This is a genomic window from Thalassotalea litorea (genome assembly GCF_043642205.1).
Taxonomy (GTDB): Bacteria; Pseudomonadota; Gammaproteobacteria; order Enterobacterales; family Alteromonadaceae; genus Thalassotalea_A; species Thalassotalea_A litorea.
The window spans coordinates 4400-29877 of record NZ_JBHZSG010000029.1 but is presented as its reverse complement, the minus strand read 5'-3'; the positions used below and the strand labels follow the sequence as shown (position 1 = coordinate 29877).

The 25478-nt window shown below is 44.3% G+C and carries 16 protein-coding genes and 1 tRNA gene; 1 reads left to right on the top strand and 16 read right to left on the bottom strand.

Annotation, left to right across the window (positions count from 1 at the left end):
• Positions 1-294 precede the first annotated feature (294 nt).
• From ACHUFQ_RS12320 to rlmE, 11 genes are all read right to left on the bottom strand, one after another.
• Positions 295-4311, bottom strand: coding sequence for a ThuA domain-containing protein (locus tag ACHUFQ_RS12320; protein ID WP_394175974.1), 4017 nt, complete (start codon positions 4309-4311; stop codon positions 295-297).
• A 110-nt stretch (positions 4312-4421) separates the two neighbouring features.
• A complete protein-coding gene (locus tag ACHUFQ_RS12315; protein WP_394175972.1) occupies positions 4422-7487 on the bottom strand; it encodes a TonB-dependent receptor in 3066 nt (1021 codons plus the stop codon).
• Between the two features lie 119 nt (positions 7488-7606).
• Positions 7607-10102 (bottom strand): carbohydrate-binding protein, encoded by a 2496-nt coding sequence (locus tag ACHUFQ_RS12310; protein WP_394175970.1) that lies wholly within the window; start codon positions 10100-10102, stop codon positions 7607-7609.
• Between the two features lie 696 nt (positions 10103-10798).
• A complete protein-coding gene (locus ACHUFQ_RS12305; RefSeq protein ID WP_394175968.1) occupies positions 10799-11062 on the bottom strand; it encodes a helix-turn-helix domain-containing protein in 264 nt (87 codons plus the stop codon).
• 212 nt (positions 11063-11274) lie between these two features.
• Positions 11275-11361, bottom strand: a tRNA-Leu gene (locus tag ACHUFQ_RS12300).
• A gap of 10 nt (positions 11362-11371) precedes the next feature.
• A complete protein-coding gene (secG, locus tag ACHUFQ_RS12295) occupies positions 11372-11722 on the bottom strand; it encodes a preprotein translocase subunit SecG (RefSeq protein WP_394175967.1) in 351 nt (116 codons plus the stop codon).
• An 11-nt stretch (positions 11723-11733) separates the two neighbouring features.
• Positions 11734-12483, bottom strand: a complete 750-nt coding sequence (tpiA, locus tag ACHUFQ_RS12290) for a triose-phosphate isomerase (protein ID WP_394175966.1) — start codon at positions 12481-12483, stop codon at positions 11734-11736.
• 149 nt (positions 12484-12632) lie between these two features.
• The gene (gene glmM, locus ACHUFQ_RS12285) at positions 12633-13967 is read right to left on the bottom strand and encodes a phosphoglucosamine mutase (protein WP_394175964.1); all 1335 of its coding nucleotides are present in this window, start codon (positions 13965-13967) and stop codon (positions 12633-12635) included.
• Positions 13967-14809, bottom strand: coding sequence for a dihydropteroate synthase (folP, locus tag ACHUFQ_RS12280; RefSeq protein ID WP_394175963.1), 843 nt, complete (start codon positions 14807-14809; stop codon positions 13967-13969). Before folP ends, glmM begins: the two co-directional genes overlap by 1 nt.
• A 182-nt stretch (positions 14810-14991) precedes the next feature.
• On the bottom strand, positions 14992-16908 hold the full coding sequence (gene ftsH / locus ACHUFQ_RS12275) for an ATP-dependent zinc metalloprotease FtsH (RefSeq protein WP_394175961.1): 1917 nt from the start codon (positions 16906-16908) through the stop codon (positions 14992-14994).
• A 66-nt stretch (positions 16909-16974) separates the two neighbouring features.
• On the bottom strand, positions 16975-17613 hold the full coding sequence (gene rlmE, locus ACHUFQ_RS12270; RefSeq protein ID WP_394175959.1) for a 23S rRNA (uridine(2552)-2'-O)-methyltransferase RlmE: 639 nt from the start codon (positions 17611-17613) through the stop codon (positions 16975-16977).
• 82 nt (positions 17614-17695) lie between these two features.
• On the opposite strand from rlmE, the gene yhbY reads away from it, so the two are divergent.
• Positions 17696-17992 carry a ribosome assembly RNA-binding protein YhbY gene (gene yhbY / locus ACHUFQ_RS12265; RefSeq protein WP_394175958.1) on the top strand — a complete coding sequence of 99 codons (297 nt, stop codon included), beginning with the start codon at positions 17696-17698 and terminating at the stop codon, positions 17990-17992.
• 124 nt (positions 17993-18116) lie between these two features.
• Here yhbY and ACHUFQ_RS12260 read toward each other — a convergent pair whose 3' ends face one another.
• The 5 genes from ACHUFQ_RS12260 to dapB all read right to left on the bottom strand — a co-directional run bounded on the left by ACHUFQ_RS12260 (position 18117) and on the right by dapB (position 25209).
• Entirely contained in the window at positions 18117-18887 is a 771-nt protein-coding gene (locus ACHUFQ_RS12260) for a MipA/OmpV family protein (RefSeq protein ID WP_394175956.1), read from the bottom strand.
• Positions 18888-19330: 443 nt separating this feature from the next.
• Positions 19331-19807, bottom strand: a complete 477-nt coding sequence (gene greA / locus ACHUFQ_RS12255) for a transcription elongation factor GreA (RefSeq protein WP_394175954.1) — start codon at positions 19805-19807, stop codon at positions 19331-19333.
• Positions 19807-23025 carry a carbamoyl-phosphate synthase large subunit gene (gene carB / locus ACHUFQ_RS12250; RefSeq protein WP_394175952.1) on the bottom strand — a complete coding sequence of 1073 codons (3219 nt, stop codon included), beginning with the start codon at positions 23023-23025 and terminating at the stop codon, positions 19807-19809. The genes greA and carB overlap by 1 nt, the downstream gene beginning before the upstream one ends.
• A gap of 31 nt (positions 23026-23056) precedes the next feature.
• A complete protein-coding gene (carA, locus tag ACHUFQ_RS12245) occupies positions 23057-24190 on the bottom strand; it encodes a glutamine-hydrolyzing carbamoyl-phosphate synthase small subunit (protein WP_394175950.1) in 1134 nt (377 codons plus the stop codon).
• Positions 24191-24405: 215 nt separating this feature from the next.
• Entirely contained in the window at positions 24406-25209 is an 804-nt protein-coding gene (gene dapB / locus ACHUFQ_RS12240) for a 4-hydroxy-tetrahydrodipicolinate reductase (protein WP_394175948.1), read from the bottom strand.
• Between the last annotated feature and the right edge of the window lie 269 nt (positions 25210-25478).

Sequence of the window (25478 nt, the reverse complement as noted above, 5' to 3'; positions counted from 1 at the left end):
ATGTTTTAGAGCTTCGGATTTGATAAACAAAACATCAAGGCGATGGCAATCATAAAAATTACAAAATCTATTATTAAGGTCGTCCTTTTAACGTATTCGAACAACAAAACCGTCATCATATCGAGTGCGAGTAATTTTTACATATCAGAACTTCTCACAACCCCTTATAAATCAACAGATAAAAGAGGAATCTGAAACTTTTATATTTTATAAAAATCCGCATTAGTTGGATAAAATTTATTGAGACGTCCATTTCTCAACACACTGAGCTGATACGAAAACGGAAACTCACTATTATTCTAAGCTGTTAATCCATTGCTCCAGCACTTCTATATAGTCAGTATCTTCCAAAAGGCGCCCTAATGGTGGCATTCGATCTTCAGAGTTATTGCTTTTATCCCTAATATACAAAATTGAGTTATTAATATTTCCAGGGTCGACAATTAACGGATTAGACAAGCCATAATCTGCCATATAATCTCGCTGCCCAGCAACGGGGCCTCTGATTATTCCTTGCTCCTCTAAAGGTGTTTGATATCGGCCATCCCACAACGCCGCGATCCCTAAGGTGCCGTGACAAAACCCACAGTTTATATCCCAGTATGAGCGGACCCGATGTTCAAGCGTTGCCGTTTGATCAGTGATGTAAGCGTGTTTAGGGTATAAGCTAACTTCAGATGCCACTAATTCAGGGCTGAATAAACCAATTTGGTTTAACGCTAACAATTGATTAGAGTGAATTCCCGATGGGTACATGTAATCGTAATTAATAGAAGCTGTTTTTATCCCTAATACCCCGCCAGATTCGTTATTATGACAACTTAAACAATCTTTAGGGCTTGGGTAAACCCAGTTTTGGCGCCAATCGCCCTGCGTTGAAATCACATTGATTTGTTCCGTTTGACCTTCTGTGAGAAGCTCTGCATCGGAATTATCTTCTCGCCACTTATAGGTTACACCATAAAGTTCGCCATTATCCCGGATCACAATTAAGCGCGTCTCTAACCGACGTAAAATCGAAAGGTTACTTTCATCAACAGGCAATGCGAAATGCTTAACCAAAACCGTTCCTGCTGGCCATTGCCAATTTTCAGTCCGATGCCATTTTATTCGTTGTCCAGATGGTACAGAGACCCACCGTTGCTTCTCAGCTCGATCAGACCAAAGAGTTGCTATGGGCTCAAACGGCACTAAACTCGGGCTAGGGATCATATCAACAGTATTGCTAAAAGCGCCGGTTTCAGATAGTAATTTGGGTACGTTGCTAAGGTCTTCATTGGCATCCTTTGGCATATTTAAATAGGGTTTAGCATTGATTCGACAAGGTATTGCTAATGTTGGATCTAACTGACAAACCTCGGATGTTAATACAGTAAACGCTTGCTCTTCGCCAATTGAGTCACCATGAGCGACAAGTTCACCGTTACCATCGCTCGCAACGGTGACATATTTATTGTTAATAGCGGCTTGTAATGCATAACTACCATTGTCACTTCCGATAAATTTAAACCATACGTTTTCACTGATACTATTTTCCGATACCGATAAGATTCCATCTTCGGAAACGGCCACATATTTTCCAGAATCTAACGACTGCAAGGCGATAAAACCATTACCAATATCGACGACTAAAAACGTTTCAGTTTCTGTAGCCACTTCCGCACTCACGACTAATGACTCTGCGCTTACACTCATAAACTGTCCGTTTACATGGGAAAACAGACTAATATATTGCCCTGGATTAACGGCCAAAACGGGGGAGATTTGAATACCGCTGACCATTGGATTTTCGATAGAAGGAATAAAATCTAAATTCAACAATCCATCGTCAACGCGTATCTGTGTTTCAAATTCATAAGCGGTGAATTTTCCTACGGACGCAACAACATCAAGATCCTCGATAATCTTTTGTTGCTCAGCTTCGACATGAAACGCCCGCTGTCCGGCATTATCAAAATAGGTTTCAGCAAACTGTAACTTAAGGGTATATGCCCCGTTTTTAAGGGGAAATTCATAAGAAAAACCACCTTGCTGCCAACGATGAGATTGAAATATCTGATCGTCTTGTGTAGACGCGATAGTTTCAAAAGACGATGCGGCATTACCACCATCAAAATAAGCGTCTCTTTGATATAGAACATCATCCGCAGTGCTGTATGCACTGCCGCCACTATTAATGGCATAGTTTGTTCTAACCACATCGGTCTTGGCACTTGCATGATAATCCACTCTTACCAATAGCCCTGAATCAGTTGGTTTACCGCAACAATTTCCGCCAAAAGAGATTAAATACAAATGATTGTCGTAAGGCGATATAACTCCATCAATGATACCAGCCATTAACGTCGTATCTAACCATCGTCTGGAGTCAGGCTCTTTGGCTTCTTCATCAACACTCACTTCAAACATGTCGTCATTGTTAAAGTTCCAATAGATTAACCGACCGTCAAAATAACTCGGTAACTTACCTTGTGAGCTTATTGAGGGGTTATAGCGATATACCCCAGCAACCATTAACGCTCTGTGACTCATGGTTATCCAGCTTGGCTGGGCGTCTGGCAATATCACTGCACCGGTGTTATTAGGGGAATCATTTATGACCTGATTTGGGTCAAACGCTGCACCCGATTGATTGGTCGCGAAGTCGTAATCCATATATGCTTCGTTGTTACCTGTGAAGTATGGCCAGCCAAAGTTACCTGCTATTAAGGTTTTATTTAATTCGTCATAACCAGCCGGTCCTCTTGTTTGGCTATAACCACCAGCATCAGGGCCAATTTCTGCCCAAATCAATTGATCGTTTTTGGCATCGATAGCAATTCGAAAAGGATTACGGTGGCCCATGGTATAAATTTCCGGTCTATGTAGGCCATCATCGGAGAACAAATTGCCATCCGGTATCATGTAGCCATTCTCTGTTGGCTTAATTCTTAATATTTTCCCCCGTAAATCGTTGGTGTTTGCTGAAGACTTCTGCGCATCCCAGGCGCTTCTTCCTGGGCGTTCATCAATGGGCGCATAACCATCGGATGCAAAAGGGTTAGTATTGTCACCAATTGCAATATAAAGGTTCCCTTTAGAATCGAAATCCATCGAGCCGCCAACATGACAGCACTCATCTACCTGCACAGGAAAATCTAATAACTGCATTTCTGAGGTGAGATCCAGTGAGTTATCATCATTAATGGTAAATCTGGATACATTATGTTTTGCAAAATCAGGATCGGTGTAATGAAAGTAAGCGTAACGATTGGATGTAAACTCTGGATCGAGAGCAAAACCGATTAACCCACCTTCATGAGCAGCATTAACCGCTATCGTCGACGTCGCCTCAAACTGCCCATTTTGGACTGCATAAAATTGCCCTTCCCGACCAATAACATAGATATCGCCATCTAAAGAAATATCTAATTCCATGGGTTGATTGATTTCACTCGCCAATACGGTAGAAGTAAAATGACTATCGTTTGGCGGCTCACCCTGCCAATTTGGCACTCCAACATCCAGATTACCCGCCCAAATTAAGGCACCTTGGATGTGTTTGACGAATTCGGCATTTTGATAAGTACCAGCAGCATGCCCCAGCCCAGTGTAAAACGCCCTACCTGTGCCGACAGTGTGGTACCAAGCAATGGGGTGATCCCCCATAGGATCTGCTCCGGGGTTATAACTCACCTCATCTAAGGCCAGCAATACATTTACATCTGCTCTGGGATTGCTTTGGAAGTTATACCATTCATCATTTAACGACCACTGTGATGGCAAATGTGCAGATGACTCGTGTTGATGATTTTCGACATGCATCGTAGCTGTCTGAATTTCGGGATGCGACTTGAAGTAAGCTCCTACTAAGTCCCCATACCAGGACCATGAGTATTCTGTATCGCTTGCTGCATGTATCCCAACGTAGCCAGCTCCAGCTTCAACATATTGCTCGAAAGCCGCTTGCTGTTGTGCGTTTAACACGTCACCGCTGGTGTTGAGCCACACAATCACAGCATATTGTTTGAGCTTGTCAGCCGTAAAATACCCATTATCTTCAGTAAAATCTATTTCCCAGCCATTCTGCCTGGCGATATCTGCCAACATAGCCTGACCATCTGTAATAGATTGGTGACGATATCCAGCCGTTTTGCTAAAAACCAATATTCGATTGCCAGGTTCTGGCTCAGGTTGTGGTTCTGGTTCTGGTTGTGGTTGTGTTAATTGAGGCTGATTAGCCGATTTTTTACCGTCTTCCGCTGAGCAGCCGTTTAAAAACACAAACACGAGCCCCAACAGCAATAAAACTTTATACGATCTCGCTCTCATATTGACCTTCATTGATACGTTATTTTTTATAGAAGAATCGTTCCTACGTAGCCATAAAAAAGCCACCTGTAACAGTGGCTTTAAGACGTTTTTAATGTTTAATTTAATCGTTAAAAGACGTAACGTGCACCAAGGTTATATCGAGAATGCCCAACCGAGTATTCCCTAACTTGATAGCTTGAACGACCATGAATTCGTTGGTCTTCTTCCGTTAGGTTGATAGCCTCGATGAAAATTGAGAAGTTCTCACCCAATTTTACGCTGGCACTTGCATCAATCTGGTAGTACTCTTCCACAAATCTAGGGTCTCTGCCGGCCGATTGTAAATATTTATCGCGCCAGTTGTATGCAATTCTCGACTCAAAAAAGTCATTTTCATAGAAAACAACTAAGTTAGCCGTATTACTCATACCTGGTACCACCCATTGCTCTTCGTTTAAATTGATGTCGTAATTTAAATTTCCTTCAACAATAGTAAAGTTAGCCTGAAATCCAAACCCCGTCTCTCCAAAGGCATGCTGAAACGCCACTTCTAGACCTTCAACGTTGGTTTTTCTTTGGTTAATTGGAATGCTAACGTCAAATGTCGCGACAGGATCCGAATCGTTACCGGTGACGACTACTTCCAGATCTTCACCTTCACCAGTGACTTCAACGTTTGGATGATCAGCAAAGTTATCGGCAAAATACTGTAATACGTCCGAAGGTTCATACTCAAAGAACGGGTCGCCACCAGTAATGTCGGCAATTGCCTGGTTATACAAATCCCCTTCTATTGGGGTTCGCAAATCAGAAAATAGCGGTTGATCTTCAAACACTGCACTGACAATAAAGTTGTCAACTTTTTTACGCCATAAACCCAATGACATATAACTTGCTTCGTCGTAATACCATTCCAAGGATAAATCAAAGTTCTCGGACTCCATCGGCAATAATTGCGGATTACCACGCTGACCAAAGCCACCTTCACTTCCCATATAATGAATAATTAACGCCCCTTTCAAATCATTATAAACTGGTCGTGTAACCGTTAAGCTGTAGGCTCCACGTAGGATAACGTCATCAACTAACTCGATATCAAAGTCAAGGCTTGGTAACCACATATCGTAATCACCCTCAATCTCTGAAAACCCAACAATGGTTTGGCCGTTATCATCAATTTGCTTATACAAATCAAAATTATTACTGGCAACATCCCACTCGATTCTATCGTACAACGGCACTAATGCCGCTGAATGCACGCTAGTATCTTCATAACGCAAGCCGACGTAAAAGTTGGCATCCATATTGAATATTTCTGCAACATAGTGGCCTTGGATATAAAACGAATTGGACTCTTCCGTTGTGACTTCGTCTAAATCAAAATCGTAAGTAGGACAAAACCCTGTTAAACAAGGCCCACCATCGCCCACCACGTTGCCATGCAAACCCGCTTGCAGCATTTCTTCGGCTCGGGTTATCAGTGCTTCATGGTTCCAGGAGACAAACTCTGTTGTTTGCCTTGGGTCACCACTGCCTTTTATGCCGTCAAACACACCATCCAGAGTTTCAATGTAAAGAAGATCCGCAATGTCACCTGGCTCACCTACGCCACTCCAGGCATTTCTTGCAACCCAGGCAGATTGACCTCGGTTGGTCACTTTTACGTTGGCTGCGCCAATTTCGATGGAATGCCCTTCATCAAACATATAAGTCGTGTCTAACTGAATTTGCTTAACATCCATGCGATTATGAAATGAGCCAAAACCACTACCTGACAATTGCATGTTGTTTAAATCAAGACCATGGGTGCTAACCGTTTGTCCAAAAGAGTTCGTCTCACCTTGTTGTATATTCATGATGGGCATGCCATCTTTACTAAAGAACGCTTCTGCTTTTACCCGATCCTGCGATGCAACCGCCATGAAGCCACTCGACCCCCACTTACTATTGGGTTTGGATTCACCATAAGAATCGTGGTAATCCAATTTCATGGAAAAATCTTCGGTTACATCCCATTTAACATTGAAACCAAGCGAATTATTTTCATCAACCGTAGCAAATCGCCCCACCCCTTGAATGCGGTCGGCCGAACAATTTACCGAATAATAAACGGGGGAATAGATATTACCTTCCTGGATCCATTCACTATCTCGTTTGTTACAACCGGGATCAAACCAAGCTGACACATCCTTATGTTCAGTATTCATTTGGTTTTGAGCGTAGGTGTAGTCCATGGTCGCAATCAAAGTATCAAAGGGTTTCCACTGCAACGTTAATTGGGTATTTACACGTTCACGATGAAAATCATCTAAGTTATATTGAATATTGGTTGGTACCGCATAAATGCCATCGACAATTTCCGTTGGAAAATTAACGGCGTTAGGGTCACCGACGAGAATGGTTCCCCATTCATTATCCGGATGGCTCATACCAGGGTTAGCTAACTCATACGCTTCTATCGCTTCCTGGCTGACGAAATTACGGCTCATCATGTCTTGTGTCGTTGCTGATTGCCAGCCACCGTCGCGCTCTTGATAACTAAACGACAACCCCACGCCAAATGTGTCATCAAAGAAAGAATTACTCATGATGGCAGCAAATTCAGGCGTGACTTCTTTGCCTTCTCTGGTGCCTGGATCATGGACGGCTTTGGCACTAAACGCCGCTTGGGCACCTGGTTTATTCAAAGGCTTGGCGGTTTTTACATTGACAACCGCACCGATCCCTCCCGTAGGCACATTGGCACGTCCCGATTTGTAAACTTCAACGGCTGAAATGGCTTCAGAGGCTATATTACCAAAATCAAACGAACGACCACCGGTTGTCGGCATTTGACGTTCATTAAACGTCACGAGGTTAAAGTCAGGACCAAACCCCCGGACAGTGATTTTTGAACCCTCTCCGCGATCACGTTCGATGGCGATACCCGTAACACGCTGCAGCGATTCCGCTAAGTTGGTATCCGGGAACTTACCAATATCCACGGCAGAAATGCCGTCGACAATCCCTTTGGCTTCTCGTTTTAGATCCATCGAGCGCAACAAACTGCCTTTGATACCTGTTACTTCGATAACTTCGATTTCAGGATCTTCGTCTTTTTCATTTAATTGGGTTTCAGTTTCATTTGCCGTTGCCGCAAAGCTGGCCGCAATACTTAGTGCTAATAAACTATTTTTAAAGTTATTCTTATACATTATTCAGTACCTGTAATAGCGTGTTCTACCACTATTTAAAATATTCTGTGTAATGAATGGGCGGTGGCCCTAAAAATGATCTCTTGCTATGTAGCAAGAGATCTTCTTTACACTCGTAATTAGTTGGTGATCTGTATCCAGTTGACATTTATCGCACCGCCAACAAAATCAAGACGCAATACCTGCTCTCCAGCTTCCAGCTCAACTTCCGCCGTAACCGAACTCCAGTTTTGCCAACCACCCGTATCAGCAACTGTTTGCGTGTGAACCAAGGTGCCATTTAACGACGTTTCAAAACCTTCACTGCCACCATTACTGGCCACCCGATAGGTTATTTTGTACTTACCGGTCACTGGGATATTAACGTCATACTCCAGGTAGTCGCCGGCATCAATCCAACCGACATTAAGGCCGCCATTTTCATCAAGCGTTTCTTCGGTTTGCACATCAACACCTGCTGCTGAAAAGTCAAAGCTTTCCGCCTCTAAGAAAATTTCAAATAAAGGAGAGTTCAGTTCAAAGTAGTTGAAGTTAATACCACCACCGAGGAAGTCAAAACGAACGGTATGTTGGCCAACCGTTAAATTAAATTCAGGCGATGACTGTGTTACCCAGTTTTGCCACCCGCCGGTATTTTCAACCGTTTGCGTGTCTATCACCTGACCATTGATTGACATCGTAAAGCCATCACTTCCGGTGCCACTTGCGAGTCTGTAATCCATTTGGTAAATGCCTTCAACAGGCGCACTAATGGTGTAAACCAAATATTCGCCGGCATCAATCCAACCGACATTTTGTCCACCTGATGAATCTTGAGTGTCTTCAATAGCAACGTCACCCCCGACTTCGTCCCACTCCTCCGCTTCATATATGGTACTCGGTTCATATTCCGCAGGCACTTGAACGGGCATAGGGCTTTGGACACAGCTTTCATTAGAAATACATGACAGTTTTATGTTGTCCAACTGCATATGAATACCACCATGGAATTCAATCACCAACAACGAATTCACATTGCTGGTATCAAGTGGTAATGGGTCACCTGTTGATACGCCCGGTAACCAGGTTAGCCAGTCCGGGGCTAAAAATGGGGATTCAACAAATTCACTTACGGGAATAGAATAGGTAAACCAAGTATCCAAAGGTAAGTCTGCGACGTTCCAAACTAGCATCCCCATATATGGCCATCCTGTTTCCATACGGATGTCTAAGGTTTCGGTGGTTGTATTCGCGCTATCAATATACATATCAAAGCTTAGCGTTGGTTCAAGACCAATGATTTCAACGCCTGGTAATGCAATACCTACGTTAGCATCGCCGTCAGGGTGAGAAACATCAATAACCAGACCATGCTCGTCATCGTTTTCTATGATTTCGATTGTCGGACCATTGAAGTTGGTGATCGCTGGTTCAACAATTTCGTCGGTGTTATGCCACATCAAAGGCGTTAAATCAGACAGTTTATTGCCGTTATTGTCTAAATAACCATCGACAAATACTTCCGTCATTACGGGCCCAAGCGATTCGATACGATCTGACGCCAGCTTACTGACACTCGACTTAACCGCTGAAGCACAATTGGTGATATCGGTTGCGACTGAAGGGTCGCAGGTCCAAACTTTTACATAATCGACCAACATCTGAGCGCTTGAATCCGCATTAGTAGAGCTTAAAGACAATGCAATCTGTAAATCCTGATCAAAAGGTCCATTGTTATCGATAACAGCCTGCTCGCCTTCCCCGGTATACCCCCACAAATTTAGGGTATTTACCGTGTGAACATGATAGCCGTCTATATACCAACGAATCTGTTCTGGTTCCCATTCTATGGCATAGGTATGCAACTCACTAGTAGACGCCGCAACACTATCCTCATTAAATTTCACCGCACTCGTCAATCCAGTTCCGTAATGGGCGCCGGCTTTTAAACCTGAGGTATTGCCTTGCAACATGAATAAGGTATTTTTGCCATTGTATGAATCACTCACAGGCATTAATGAAAATACCGAGTTTACATCCTTACCTTCGGGGATCTGAATGCTGGCTTCTATTCTCCCAACGGAATTACCATCAATTCTTGTGATCTGGTTAGATTGAATCGTTGCCGGTGAATCCAAACTCGCGGTTAATACCAAGTTACCTTCAGCAAGCGAGGCATTGGCGGTCTCCCATTGGGCATCGATTGTTTCGGCATCAAATTCATCAACACGCTCAACCTTCCAGCCATATTCATCCAGAGTTTCGAAATCGTTTACTATGTTAATTCTTAACGTTGCAGTATCGGTTTCCCCCGTTGAAGTTTGAGTCGCAACGTAAGTTACACTGTCCGTACCAAAGAAATCCGGATTTGGTGTATAGACAAAGGAACCATCATCATTAAATGACAGCACACCGTTAGCCATGCTGCTACCGTTTAATGAATAAGTCAGGTCTTCACCTTGATCATTTGTCGCAACGTTGCCTTCGACAGGGTCGCCATCTTCTAGTCCTTCAAACATATCCCCGACTGCAAACATATTTCGCACTACATTTTCATTTGCATCTCCAGAGTTACACCCTGTAATTGATGCTGTCCATGCCATGGACAATGCGAAAATTAGTTTATTTTTTTTCATAGTAAACTCATGCCTCATTTATTTTTATATTTTGGAGCCAGGTCAGACTAATATATTGCAATTAACTCGACTCGATCGTTCTAGTTATTTTCTGTCATTTGGCTGCAAAGTTTGTCTAACTTTGTGTGAGATAATATTTATAACATGATGTGTATGCCGTCGTCCGATTACATATTCTCGAACAATTAAAACTGAACCATAAAAGTCTGACTAAGTGTTTTTTTCTCAAACAGGCCGAATTATAAAGGCTATAGCGCAAACTTCACTTACTAAATTAAAATCAAAAAGTCTGAACGAAAAACTTCAGAACCAGGGTTTAAGAAAGAAAGCCAGATATAAACGCACTAATATCTGCATTATCCCCGGGCTTGGATTGCAAATTTTAGGGGGTTGATAAAATCGATTAATGAGGCTGTGAACCGAGCAAAGTTGACTTTGCTGATGGCGAAAGCAATGCGGGATTCTTAAATCCATGTAGTAAACAAATATTGATAGGGGAAATTACTTGTAGACAACCCTCCTTTGTTACCGCTCCTGGTAAGGGAGGAGATATAAAAGGATTTATGGAATGTCGTGATATCAGGGAGGTAGTATCACTACTAAGCACATCTATTTTTAAAGGAATCTTAATTTAGAACGGCACTTCAAATGCCTGAAGCTTTCACTTTGATGAAGTGTACTAACTAATACTTTCTATCATGATAAAGCCTTGTTCAGGGTTGGTCGGCTCACGCCAAAATGCTCAGCCACTTCAGATTTAGTAACCAAAGGATCTAGTAGCATTGCTTTGGCCTGTTTTATGTCTTTCTGACTAAGTTTGGGTTTTCGGCCCCCTTTCCTCCCTCTGGCTCTTGCCGCCGCCAAACCTGCTTTGCTTCTCTCAACTATCAGCCTGCTTTCAAACTGAGCTATTGAGCCAGTCATATGAAAAATCAGCTCAACGTTAGCGATTTGATCCATGCACTGCGAGCAAAAGAAAATAATCCAATGTGACTGTCCAATGGTAGTTCCAGGGTGTTTAAGCTCTTTCCATCATTTCATTTTACTTGATCAAAAGGGATTGAATGCTTAGTAAAAGAGAGTTTAAGCCATGATACCAAGCAGATTCATACAACGGCGATGAAAAGCATGAGAAACAAAAAAACCAGTCCGAAGACTGGTTTCAAAATTCATGGTGCGGATGGAGGGACTTGAACCCTCACGCCCTTTCGAGCACAGCGACCTCAACGCTGCCTGTCTACCAATTCCAGCACATCCGCAGAAACTGCTTTAGTTTGGAACGTCAGACTCGTTGTTGTCGTCGCTCGCAGGAACATCCGATGGCTCCAGGCTTTGCGTTTGTTCTGCACCTGGGTTTAAGTTGTTCCACTCGTCACCTTTCTTAGTCGCTTGTGCGGTTAAGTTACCTAAAAACAAGCTGATAACGAAAAAACCGGTAGCAAGAATCGCTGTGGTTTTACTCATAAAGTTACCTGAACCACTTGAACCAAAAATGGTTGCTGATGATCCTGCACCAAATGACGCGCCCATATCGGCACCTTTACCTTGTTGGATCAAAATAAAACCAATCAATATTAATGCAACGATTAAGTAAATAACGATCAATAACTCGTATAACATGAATGAATCCTTTATTCTGCAGCGCAGATTGTCTTAAACTCTTCTACTTTTAAACTCGCACCGCCAATAAGGCCGCCGTCAATATCCGTCTGGGAAAACAGTTCCTGGTAATTACCAGCATTAACACTGCCACCATATAAAATCGCAACCTTTTCTGCCACATCGGCGTCTGTTGCTGCAATATATTCGCGGATAAAGCGATGCGTTTGCTGAGCCATCTCAGCGGACGCTGTTTTTCCTGTACCTATTGCCCAAACCGGCTCATAGGCAAAAACAACGTCAGATAATTCATTACTTTCTAAAGCAGTCAATACCGGAGCTAACTGCTGGGATAATACTTGCTCAGTATGCCCACCTTCTCGCTCCTGTTCGCTTTCACCAATACAAACGATTGGTGTTAGTCCCTGGGCCAACGCAAGTTTGGCTTTTTCAGCGACAAGTTCAGAGGTTTCCGCAAATAAACTGCGACGCTCTGAATGACCAACAATGACGTATTGTACCGATAAATCTTTCAGCATTAAAGCTGAAACTTCACCTGTCAATGCACCTTTTAACTGCTCACTGATATTTTGGCCACCAATTGCCACTCGGCGATTGGTATTTGCCTGAGACAAGGTCCCTAAATAAGGCGCTGGAGGACAGATGATGACTTGCTGCTCATCACTGATGGTGATGGCATTTAATGCCGTCGTCATGTCGCTAATCAACGAGTTATCCCCGTTCATTTTCCAGTTAGCGGCAACAATCGTTTTTCTGTGCATAATCGCTTCCCTTATTAAGTGGCGAGATATTAACGAACCTGCAAACAAGATACAAGTGAATAAATCACATCACGGTTTATTTGCTTAAAAGACAAACAATTTGTTTACATGGGTTGCAGGTTGGGTGTTTGTGAGAAGGTATGCGCTGATTAAACAGCACGTACCTTGTCGGCAATAGATTCGGCCAGCGTTTTCACTTCTGCCGCATCCGGGCCTTCAACCATGACTCTGACTAAAGGCTCGGTACCGGATTTACGTAACAACACCCGACCTCGTCCGCTAAGTTGCTGCTCGACGGTTTTCACCTGTTGTTGCACGGCTGCATCCGCTAGCGGATCGCTACCTTCAACAAAGCGCACATTTACCAGCAATTGCGGAAGTTTCTGCATGCCCTGGCGCAAGGTGAACAGGTTTTTACCTGATTCTTGAATCGCCTGCAATACATTGAGGGCCGCGACTATCCCATCACCGGTAGAAGTACAATTCAGATTTATGATATGACCTGAGTTTTCTGCGCCTAACTGCCAGTTATTGGCCTTTAGCTTTTCCATCACATAACGGTCACCAACATTGGCGCGTTCAAATGGAATATCAAGTTTTTGTAATGCCAGTTCAAGGCCCATATTACTCATCAAGGTACCAACGACACCGCCTTCTAACTGACCTCGAAGTTGTGCCGCTCGGGCGATAATAAAGATCAATTCATCGCCATCGATAACATTGCCTAAGTGATCCACCATCATTAAACGGTCACCATCACCATCCAACGCAATACCCAAGTCCGCTTCATGCTCTACCACTAACCGGCTAACATTTGCCATCGATGTTGCGCCACACTCATCATTAATATTGATGCCATCGGGTTTTGTCGCATATTCGATAACATTGGCACCAAGCTCTCTAAATACATTCGGGGCAATGTGATAGGTTGCACCGTTTGCACAATCGACAACCAGTTTCAGCCCTTTTAGCGATAATGGCGTTGGGAAATTACTTTTACAAAACTCAATGTAACGGCCTGCCGCATCATTAATCCGAACCGCTTTTCCTAATTTTGCGGACTCAACACAATCCATCGGTTCATCGATCATCTTCTCGATAGCAAGTTCGATGTCATCTGGTAATTTTTCTCCGTCGTTGGAGAAGAACTTAATGCCATTGTCATAATAAGGATTGTGGGATGCACTGATCACAATCCCAGCTTCAGCACGGAATGTTTTGGTCAGGTAAGCGACCGCTGGGGTTGGCATCGGTCCCATCAGGCCGATATCAATGCCGGCTGCACTAAACCCCGCTTCCAACGCAGATTCAAGCATATATCCCGAGATCCGGGTATCCTTACCTATCATCACTTTTTTGGTGCCACTGGTGGCCAAGACTTTACCTGCGGCCCAGCCCAGCTTCATAACAAATTCAGGTGAAATCGGCGCTTTACCAACTAAGCCACGTACCCCATCGGTACCAAAATATTTTCTTGAACCCACTAACGGCTCTCCTTTTGCGTTGCATTTAATACGTTAATTGCATCGGCGGTTTCTTGCACATCATGAACCCGAATGATGCTCGCACCATTCATTGCAGCTATCACTGCCGCCGACAAACTACCCGCCAGTCGTTGCGCTACCGGGCGATTTAATAAGTTTCCAATCATAGATTTACGAGAAATTCCTGCCAGAACCGGCAAATGTAATGCCAGTAGTTTTTTTTGATTGGCAAGCATTTGATAATTTTGCTCCAGGGTCTTACCAAACCCATAGCCGGGATCAAGAATAATATTTTCACGTTTGATCCCAGCTTGTTCGCACACTTGAATACGCTCGATAAAAAATTGCGTGATATCTTCGACCACATCATCATATTGAGGGTTATTCTGCATGGTGCGAGGCATACCCTGCATATGCATCAGACAAACGGGTAATTGGGTTTTTGCGGCCACTTCGATACAACCCGGGTTTTGCAGTGCCCGTACGTCGTTAATCAGGTCAACACCGGCATCTGCAGCTGCCGCCATCACTTCGGCTTTACTGGTATCAATGGATACCAGAACATCGAAGCGATGTTTAATTGCCTTAATCAGCGGAATGACCCGGTCCAGTTCATCAGCAACGCAAACCTCTTTTGCTCCGGGGCGAGTCGACTCGCCGCCGATATCGATGATGGCAACGCCATCAAGGATCATTTGCTCGGCCTGTTTAAGGGCAGCATCGATATGGGTAAACTGGCCACCGTCAGAAAATGAATCCGGGGTTACATTTAAAATCCCCATGATTTTTGGCGTGGTTAGATCCAGTATTTGATGTTTGAAGGTAAGTTGTTTGACTGTCATGTCCGAATTATTGTTATGTCTTATCAGCACACCAGCTCAATCGTAAATAGCCGTAAGCAGTCGCTGACTGTCATTATCCCTAACGATAATTTTAAGTGGATATACCTGATTTATAAAGGCCAGAACGCGAATTAATCTAAAAAAAAGCCCCCGCAATCGCGAGGGCTTTAGATATTGTTCAACTAGTTAGCCGGGATATCGTCCGGTTTATTCACATCCACTGTTGCACTGGCAGAGCCACTTGGTGGTGTACCAGAACTGTTTTCGTCACCATAGCCTTTCGGAGCCCGAACTTCGACACGCGCCATCAAATCGTCGATTTGCGCGGCGTCGATGGTTTCATACTTCATCAACGCATCTTTCATCGCATGGAGAATATCCATATTGTTCTTCAGGATATCTTCAGCACGCTTGTAGTTACGCTCGATAAAGGCACGAATTTCTTCATCAATATCTTTGGCAGTATCATCGGACATATGCTTAGATTTGGCTGCCGTTCGGCCAAGGAATACTTCGCCTTCTTCATCGGCATAAAGCATCGGTCCCATCTTATCAGACAGACCCCATTGGGTAACCATTTTACGGGCGATTTCAGTGGCGCGTTCGATATCATTCGAAGCACCGGTGGAAACCTTTTCCGCACCATAAATAATTTCTTCAGCGATACGACCACCGTAAAGGCTGGATATCATGCTTTCCAGGTGCATTTTTGAGTGACTTACCCGATCCTGCTCTGGTAAGTACATAGTAACCCCTAACGCACGTCCACGAGGAATAATACTTACTTTATAAACCGGATCATGCTCAGGCACCATACGACCAACAATCGCGTGACCAGCTTCATGGTAAGCAGTCATCTCTTTCTCAGACTCGCTCATCACCATAGAACGGCGTTCTGCACCCATCATGATCTTGTCTTTAGCTTTATCAAATTCCGCCATAGACACCAAACGTCGACTGGTTCGCGCAGCGAATAATGCCGCTTCGTTCACTAAATTGGCTAAATCAGCACCAGAGAAACCTGGCGTACCACGGGCAATAACCGCGGCATCTACGTCATCACCAAGAGGTACTTTGCGCATATGTACTTTAAGGATCTGTTCACGACCACGAATATCTGGCAAGCCTACCGTAACCTGACGGTCAAAACGACCAGGACGTAGCAATGCCGGGTCCAATACATCCGGGCGGTTAGTTGCAGCGATAACGATTACGCCTTCGTTACCTTCAAAACCGTCCATTTCAACCAACATTTGGTTGAGGGTTTGCTCACGCTCATCGTGACCACCACCAAGACCAGCACCACGCTGGCGACCAACGGCATCGATCTCATCGATGAAAATAATACAAGGAGCCGATTTTTTCGCCTGGTCAAACATATCGCGAACACGAGACGCACCAACACCGACAAACATTTCTACGAAGTCGGAACCAGAAATACTGAAAAATGGAACTTTGGCTTCACCGGCAATGGCTTTTGCTAATAGGGTTTTACCCGTACCTGGCTGACCGACCATCAGGACACCTGAAGGAATACGCCCACCAAGTTTCTGGAATTTTGAAGGGTCACGCAGATAGTCGACCAATTCAGCCACTTCTTCTTTGGCTTCATCACAACCTGCAACATCGGCAAATGTGGTTTTGATCTGATCATCGCTTAACAATCGAGCTTTACTCTTACCGAAGGACATAGCGCCCTTGCCACCACCGCCTTGCATCTGGCGCATAAAGAATATCCAGATACCGACCAACAACAGCATTGGGAACCAGTTAATAAAAATACTGGCTAGCAGGCTCTGCTCTTCCGGTGGCACGCCTTCAACTTTAACGTCGTGGCTGATCAAATCATCAAGTAGCCCGTCATCATACTGAGTCGGAATTAGGGTCGTGAATGTTCCACCGGAACGTTTGGTACCAGTGATCACACCATTACTTTCAATTTTTACGTCGCGAACCTGACCTTGGGTGACTTCATTAATGAAGGTTGTATAGTCAATCTTGCTATCTGTTCCATTACTTGGTGTGAAGCTTTGGAATACAGACATTAATACGATGGCTATCACTAACCACAAAATTAGGTTTTTTACCATATCGCTCAACTTGATGGCCTCTTAGAAAAATAGGATAAATAAAATAAAGGGCGATGTTACTTATACTTAACTTTACTACAGTTTGTATCCAGTAGCTACTATATAAACTTCTCTGGAACGAGCCCGAGAGGAGTCAGGTTTTCGGGTTTTAACCGTCGTAAACGCCTGTCTAACGTCTTTTACAAACTGGTCAAAGCCTTCCCCTTGAAAGACTTTGACGACAAAACTGCCGTTTCGTTTCAATACCTGATTACACATATCGAGTGCCAACTCAACCAAATACATGCTTCGCGCCTGGTCTGTGGCTTCGTTGCCACTAAAATTAGGCGCCATATCAGACATAACCGTATCTACGTTACGACCATCGATTCGGTTTAATAAGGTGTCTAGCACCGCATCTTCCCGAAAGTCGCCTTGCAGAAAGTCAACACCGACCAGAGGATCCATAGGCAAGATATCGCAAGCCACAACATGACCACTCTCACCCACGACTTTAGCCGCGTATTCAGACCAACCACCCGGTGCTGCCCCTAAGTCAACAATGGTCATGCCGGGCTTAATCAATTTATCTTTTTGATTAATTTCTTCAATTTTAAATACGGCGCGCGAACGCAAGCCCAGTTTCTGTGCCTTTTTGACGTATTCATCGTCAAAGTGTTCCTGCATCCAGCGATTTGAACTGGAGCTTAATTTTCCTTTCTTCGATTTACTCATTTAAATGCATAGATAAATTAGTATTACTGTCAAGATGGCGTTAAAATATAGGGAATTCAAGTAACCACCATGAAATTTTTTAATGAATCTAAATAAAAAACAAATTCAGTACCTTAAAGGCATGGCTCATTCGCTCAAACCTGTAGTCCTTTTAGGAAGCAATGGATTGACCGAAGCCGTTGTCGCTGAAATTGATTATGCTCTGAATCATCACGAGCTGATCAAGGTTAAAATCCCGACCGATGACCGAGAAGTTAAACAGCTTATCGTTGATGCAATCATCCGTGAAACCGAAGCAACGAAAGTGCAGGTAATCGGCAAAACCTTGGTATTGTATCGTCAGTCAGAAGAGAAAAAGATCGCCATTCCTAAATTGTAAGGAATCGTGTCAATGTCGAGAAAAGCGCTTGTGGCCATGCCGCAATGCGCTTTTTTTGTCTCCTTGGCGGATAGAAACTCAGCCCTTGTTGCATTTCCCATGGAACATTTTTTGAGTCGATGCATTAAAAGCGTCTTGAATACGCAAAGAACACATCAATCCGACTCGACTCATCGGTCAGAGGACTGTCTTTGATGGAATCGCCAAACCAAGTCTTTTCTAGCCCTAGCCGGGTTATACCGCCCCATAGAACCGGCGTAAAAAAGCTTACCCCAACGGTTGGGTTAATTGACGAGTCCGCTTGATAGAACGCTCGGATATCCGAAACTTCGTTGGCTCGTACCCCGTAATAGTAGTTAGCCATATTACTGTCAAAGTAGCTTAGCCCGACTTTGGGCTCGAAAAAAAATGGCCCATAAACTAAAACCTTGCCAAAATCGGCGGTGATCTCATACCCCTTTGACCGTCCAAGCACGTCAAACATAACCTGGGTATTGAAGCGCCAATCATTCTTTTGCCAAGTTACCCCGGCTCCCGCGTCCATGGAAAATTTTCGCTCCTCCATGCCTTCAAATATAAAACTGTCATCTTCATCAAACCCTGCGAATCTAGGCGCCAGTTTTAATGAAACCTCAATATTGTCCGTTTCAAACACATCGTAATTTGCGAAAGGACCATAGATGGTAAAAGACTCACCACGATAGCCAATGACAGGCAACGGAATAAATCGACGGTCATAACCTTTATACAATTCGTTATTCAGACTCAGACCAATACCATAAATGAATCCATAGGGTTCCACCTCAGCACGATTTTTACCACGACCTCGATCGTCCTCGGCAAAAGACTGGCAACAAAAAGCGGATATCAAAACCAACAGCAATAAATTCTTCATAAACAGAAACTAGGACCTCTCGGGATTAGCGCATGTATTTGTATAAAAGGAAATTTTTCTTATTACGTTACGAATCAAGGATACATAAAGATTAGTGTAAATGAAAAAATTGACCGTCAATTTTGTAAAATCCCATTTAATACCAATCACATTAACTTATTGCTCACTCAGTGAGAATTTAAAGGCTTTTAGACAAGGCCTTGCTTGCCGATACCGAAATAGCCTGTAGCGGCATTGAATTGCGACGTAGAGTAGTCACATAGCGTGGTTGTAAAGCGAGACGGTATAGACAGGGTGATCAGAGAACAACTGACTTAAACAACGGATTAGCATGACTGATTGGAGCTATTGATTGGGAGACCAGGGCAGTGGCGACCAAACCCAGAGCGCGATGCGTTTTTAGGGGCAAATAAAAAAAGGCGTCCATCGGACGCCTTTTTCAATTATTTGTGCTCTACGGCAATAATCTCATATTCAACCTGACCACCTGGTGTCGTGACTTCGACCTCACTATCCACCATTTTACCAATCAGGGCGCGAGCTATAGGTGAGCTCACACTAATACGATTTTCTTTAATATTCGCCTCATCATCACCAACGATTTGGTACGTAACTTCTTCGTCAGTGTCGATGTTTAATAGCGTAACAGTCACACCAAAAATCACTTTGTGATTGTTTGGGATCTTAGAAATATCAATAATTTGAGCGTTACCCAATTTACCTTCTATTTCCTGAATACGACCTTCACAAAACCCCTGTTCTTCACGCGCCGCATGATATTCGGCATTTTCTTTCAAATCACCATGCTCACGCGCTTCCGCAATCGAGGCAACGATTTCAGGACGACGCACAGACTTTAAGTAGTTTAATTCTTCACGAAGCTTATCGGCTCCCTGAACGGTCATCGGATACGTATTCATTATTGACACCTTTTATGTAATTCTTGGATAGATGTTACCTTGTTACGGTCATCAGCCGCGTGCGCCATACAAGCGGCAAAAGCAGCATTTAACGTCGTAGTATAATTAACTTTATAACGTAATGCACCGCCTCGAAGCTGTTTAGAATCTTCAATGGCTTTGCGACCTTCAGTGGTGTTAATAATGTAGCTGTACTCACCGTTCTTGATTCTATCAAGAATATGCGGACGGCCTTCATGAACTTTGTTTACTAAGCGAACCTGGACATCGGCTTCACCAAGCACTACCGCGGTGCCATGCGTCGCATCCAGCTTGTATCCCAATTCAATCAATTGTTTCGCCAGCTCAACCACACGGGTTTTGTCGCTATCACGAACGGAAATTAGAGCACGCCCGGTTTTAGGAACCGTAACGCCAGCACCAAGGTTGGCTTTCGCATAGGCTTCTTCAAACGTATCACCAACCCCCATAACCTCACCGGTAGAGCGCATTTCCGGCCCAACAAGCGGGTCTACACCGTGGAACTTGTTAAACGGGATCACAACTTCTTTAACCGAAAAGAATGGTGGGATAGTTTCTTTGGTTATGCCCTGCTCTTTTAATGATTTTCCAGACATAACGCGAGCAGCTATTTTCGCTAACGGTACACCGGTTGCTTTGGAAACGAATGGCACAGTACGCGCAGCACGTGGATTCACTTCAATCAAATATACTTCGTTGTCTTTTACCGCAAACTGGGTGTTCATCAAACCGATTACGCCAAGCTCAAATGCCAGTTTAGTCACCTGTTCGCGCATCACATCCTGAATTTCCTGACTCAGGCTATATGCCGGTAACGAACAAGCCGAGTCACCAGAGTGAACACCTGCCTGCTCGATGTGTTGCATAATACCACCGATTACAACATCCTTGCCGTCACACATCGCATCGATATCAACTTCTATGGCATCGTCAAGGAAGCGGTCAAGTAGCACTGGCGAATCGTTCGATACGCTTACCGCATCATTCATATAACGACGTAAATCTTGCTCGTCATAAACGATTTCCATCGCACGACCACCCAGAACATAGGAAGGACGAACAACCATTGGGAAACCGATATCATTTGCTTTAGCGACAGCTTCTTCTAATGAGGTTACCGTGGCATTTTCAGGTTGCAATAAATCAAGACGGTCAACGGCTTGTTGGAAACGCTCACGGTCTTCAGCACGGTCGATAGCATCTGGAGACGTACCGATAATTGGTACACCGGCAGCTTCTAGCGCACGGGCCAGTTTCAGTGGTGTTTGACCACCGTACTGAACGATGACGCCTTTAGGCTTTTCAACACGGACGATTTCTAATACATCTTCAAACGTTACTGGCTCGAAGTACAAGCGATCAGAGGTATCATAGTCGGTAGAAACCGTTTCCGGGTTACAGTTAACCATGATGGTTTCATAACCGTCTTCACGCAACGCTAACGCTGCATGCACACAACAGTAATCAAATTCAATACCTTGACCGATACGGTTAGGGCCACCACCAAGGATAATGATTTTATCTCGGTCAGATGGTTGCGCTTCACATTCTTCATCGTAAGTTGAGTACATGTAAGCTGTGTCAGAACTAAATTCTGCCGCACAGGTATCGACACGTTTGTAGACTGGGAAAATTTCTGCCCCGTGACGTTTCTTACGAATCTCCGCTTCAGAAACACCAATAAGTTCTGCCAGACGGATATCGGCGAAACCTTTACGTTTCAATTGCTTCAGATAGTCAACGGTTAAGCCCGCCATACCACCTTCGGTAACCTTCTGTTCGTGCTTAATAATGTCTTCAATTTGAACCAGGAACCAAGGGTCGACTTTGGTTGCTTTAAACACATCATCAACGCTAAGACCTAAACGGAAGGCATCGGCGATGTACCAGATACGCTCAGCGCCGGCTTCTTGAAGTTCGTGCATGATTGTAGTTTTTGCACCGGGCTTAGTCACATCAACGATGGGATCAAAACCATGGGCGCCAACTTCTAGTCCACGCAATGCCTTTTGCATCGATTCTTGCTGATTACGGCCAATCGCCATAACTTCACCAACCGACTTCATCTGGGTTGTAAGGCGATCTTCTGCACCGACAAACTTCTCAAAGTTAAAGCGAGGGATCTTAGTAACAACATAATCAATGGTTGGCTCGAATGATGCTGGAGTTGCACCACCGGTAATATCATTGCTCAATTCATCGAGGGTGTAACCAACCGCCAATTTGGCTGCGATTTTGGCAATCGGGAAACCCGTTGCTTTTGATGCCAGTGCCGATGAACGAGATACACGCGGGTTCATCTCAATGATAACCATACGACCAGTTTTTGGGTCAATACCAAACTGAACGTTTGAACCGCCGGTTTCGACACCGATTTCACGCAACACCGCCAACGAGGCATTACGCATGATTTGATATTCTTTATCGGTCAGAGTCTGAGCTGGCGCTACGGTGATAGAGTCACCGGTATGAATCCCCATTGGGTCAAAGTTTTCAATCGCACAAATGATAATACAGTTATCATTTTTGTCGCGAACCACTTCCATTTCATACTCTTTCCAGCCAATTAATGATTCATCAATCAACAATTCACTGGTTGGCGACAGGTCCAGACCACGGGTACAAATTTCTTCAAATTCTTCGCGGTTATACGCGATACCGCCACCAGTACCACCCATGGTAAATGAAGGGCGGATAATACATGGAAATCCGATGCGCTCTGACGTCGAAATGGCTTCCGCCATTGTATGCACGATTTCTGCACGCGGAGTTTCAAGGCCGATATTTTTCATCGCCTTATCAAAACGGTTACGGTCTTCCGCTTTATCAATCGCATCCGCAGTAGCACCAATCATTTCAACATTGAATTCTTCAAGAACACCATGTTTTTCTAAATCAAGTGCACAATTTAGCGCGGTTTGACCACCCATGGTAGGCAATACGGCGTCAGGACGCTCTTTTTCGATGATGCGACGAACCACTTCCCAATGGATTGGCTCAATGTAAGTAGCATCGGCCATGTTGGGGTCGGTCATAATGGTGGCCGGGTTCGAGTTTACAAGAATAACTCGGTAACCTTCTTCCCTAAGCGCTTTACAGGCTTGAGCCCCCGAATAGTCAAATTCACAGGCTTGGCCAATAACAATTGGACCCGCCCCTAAAATAAGAATACTTTTAATGTCAGTACGTTTTGGCATGTTTCTACTCTATCTATTCAGTTTGTGGCGCTTATTTGGCTTTATAGTCGTTGATTAATTCGATGAAATGATCGAATAACGGTGCCGCATCATGTGGGCCTGGGCTCGCTTCCGGGTGTCCCTGGAAACTGAAAGCCGGCTTGTCTGTGCGGTGAATGCCCTGAAGTGAACCATCGAATAATGACTTATGAGTCGCGGTCAGGTTCGCTGGCAATGTATCTTCATCAACGGCAAAACCGTGGTTTTGTGAGGTGATCATAACCACATCACGGCCCATGTCTTTAACCGGATGGTTTGCGCCATGGTGACCAAATTTCATTTTTACGGTGTTGGCACCAGAGGCCAGACCTAATAATTGGTGTCCCAGACAAATTCCAAATACCGGAATGTCGGTTTCTAAAAATGATTGTATTGCGGAAATGGCATAATCACATGGTTCGGGATCACCCGGGCCATTAGAAAGGAAAATTCCGTCCGGATTCATCGCCAACACGTCTGCCGCCGGAGTTTGCGCCGGTACTACCGTCAGTTTACAACCGCGGTCTGCCAACATGCGCAGGATATTGCGCTTGGCGCCGAAATCATAAGCGACAACATGATGTGGATATTCTGCAGGGCTAACATGGCCCTGACCCAACTGCCAGCTCCCTTCGGTCCACTGGTATTGTTCTTTGGTTGACACAACTTTCGCAAGATCCATGCCTTTGAGGCCCGGGAAGTCTTTTGCTAAGGTTTGTGCTTTATCAAGGTCAAGCTCGTCGCCAGCCATGATACAGCCGTTTTGCGCACCTTTCTCTCGTAAAATTCGAGTCAACTTACGGGTATCAATATCGGCAATGCCTAAGATATTATTGGCAATTAAGTATTCAGACAAGGTCTGTTCACTGCGGAAATTGCTCGCAAGCAATGGTAAGTCACGAATCACCAGGCCTTTTGCCCAAATATCAGCAGACTCTTCGTCTTCTGTATTGGTACCGGTGTTGCCGATATGAGGATAAGTCAAAGTGACTATTTGTTCAGCGTAGGATGGATCGGTAAGAATTTCTTGATAGCCTGTCATAGCTGTATTAAATACAACCTCGCCAACGGCTGCCCCTGTCGCACCAATTGCAGTGCCCTTAAAGATAGTGCCGTCTTCCAGCACCAAGATGGCAGATTTAGTCAATTTAACCTCCATAGTGAAGAAATAGTCTATAACCGCTAAATACTCTGCTTTTCCAGACATATTTAACAATTATTGAGCGGATTTAATGCCAAAAGCTAAATTTTGGCAAATTCCGCGCATTTTACGCGTTACAGAGCTGTTCGTCTATAACAAATTAAAACTAATTAACGGTTTCGGGTAAAAAACTTGTCTAAACCGCCAAAAACAACAATTATCTATTTCAGTCCAAGTACGTCTTGCATGTCATAAAATCCATTTTCAGCATCACTTAACCAACGCGCAGCACGCATCGCGCCTATCGCAAACGTCATTCTTGACGTGGCTTTATGAGAGATCTCTAAACGTTCTCCCAAGTCTGCAAAAAATGCCGTATGCTCGCCAATGATGTCACCGGCCCTTACGGTTGCAAATCCTATGGTATCGGCCTTTCTTTCTTCGGTAATGCCTTCTCGTCCATAAACCGCACACTGATCTAAATTACGACCCAGCGTATCGGCGATGACCTGCCCCATTTTTACTGCGGTACCTGATGGGGCATCTTTCTTGAAGCGATGGTGAGCCTCAAAAATTTCTATATCAGTATAGTCGCCAATCGCCTGAGCGGTAATTTGCAATAACTTAAATAACAAATTCACACCAACGCTTGTATTGGGAGCCAGAACCACAGGGATTTTTTTCCCCCACTCCCGGATACGCTGTTCTTCTTCTTCAGCAAAGCCTGTCGTTCCTATAAGCAAAGCTTTGCCGTGCGTAGCGCACCAGTCAATGTGACTTAATGTTGCGCCTGGCGCGGTGAAATCAATAAACACATCAGCGGCCAGTAAATCGTCCATAGAAGAAGTAATAGGCGCGTTGGCGTTGCTCATACCACAAAGCTCACCTGCATCAGCACCAACTAAGGTGGAATTTTGACGGACTGTGCCGCCAACCAGTGTAATATCCTCTGCTTCAATGGCAGCCCTTAACAGGTTTTGGCCCATGCGGCCGGCACAACCTAAAATAGCGACGTTAATGGTCATTGATAATCCTTGTTTTTCTTTCGGCGGCAATCATTCATTGAATGGTAACTGAGCCCACCGCTTTTACGTTTGACTTGCTCGTTATCACTGTCTGCAATGCACGGATTGCATATGTTAATTTTTAACTTTTTGTACCGGTTGCTTTATCGATATACCAACTCCCTGATATCTACCGGGCAACCTTACATCCCTTAATATACCCGTACCGCGAATCGATTATCGGTTCCTGACATAATCGATATACCTACATCCCTGCAGGCACCTGCGAT

Coding starts and splice junctions, on each gene's coding strand:
- ACHUFQ_RS12320 (WP_394175974.1), bottom strand. CDS start 4,311: ATGAGAGCGAGATCGTATAAAGTTTTATTGCTGTTGGGGCTCGTGTTT.
- ACHUFQ_RS12315 (WP_394175972.1), bottom strand. CDS start 7,487: ATGTATAAGAATAACTTTAAAAATAGTTTATTAGCACTAAGTATTGCG.
- ACHUFQ_RS12310 (WP_394175970.1), bottom strand. CDS start 10,102: ATGAAAAAAAATAAACTAATTTTCGCATTGTCCATGGCATGGACAGCA.
- ACHUFQ_RS12305 (WP_394175968.1), bottom strand. CDS start 11,062: ATGGATCAAATCGCTAACGTTGAGCTGATTTTTCATATGACTGGCTCA.
- secG (WP_394175967.1), bottom strand. CDS start 11,722: ATGTTATACGAGTTATTGATCGTTATTTACTTAATCGTTGCATTAATA.
- tpiA (WP_394175966.1), bottom strand. CDS start 12,483: ATGCACAGAAAAACGATTGTTGCCGCTAACTGGAAAATGAACGGGGAT.
- folP (WP_394175963.1), bottom strand. CDS start 14,809: ATGACAGTCAAACAACTTACCTTCAAACATCAAATACTGGATCTAACC.
- rlmE (WP_394175959.1), bottom strand. CDS start 17,613: ATGAGTAAATCGAAGAAAGGAAAATTAAGCTCCAGTTCAAATCGCTGG.
- yhbY (WP_394175958.1), top strand. CDS start 17,696: ATGAATCTAAATAAAAAACAAATTCAGTACCTTAAAGGCATGGCTCAT.
- ACHUFQ_RS12260 (WP_394175956.1), bottom strand. CDS start 18,887: ATGAAGAATTTATTGCTGTTGGTTTTGATATCCGCTTTTTGTTGCCAG.
- greA (WP_394175954.1), bottom strand. CDS start 19,807: ATGAATACGTATCCGATGACCGTTCAGGGAGCCGATAAGCTTCGTGAA.
- carB (WP_394175952.1), bottom strand. CDS start 23,025: ATGCCAAAACGTACTGACATTAAAAGTATTCTTATTTTAGGGGCGGGT.
- dapB (WP_394175948.1), bottom strand. CDS start 25,209: ATGACCATTAACGTCGCTATTTTAGGTTGTGCCGGCCGCATGGGCCAA.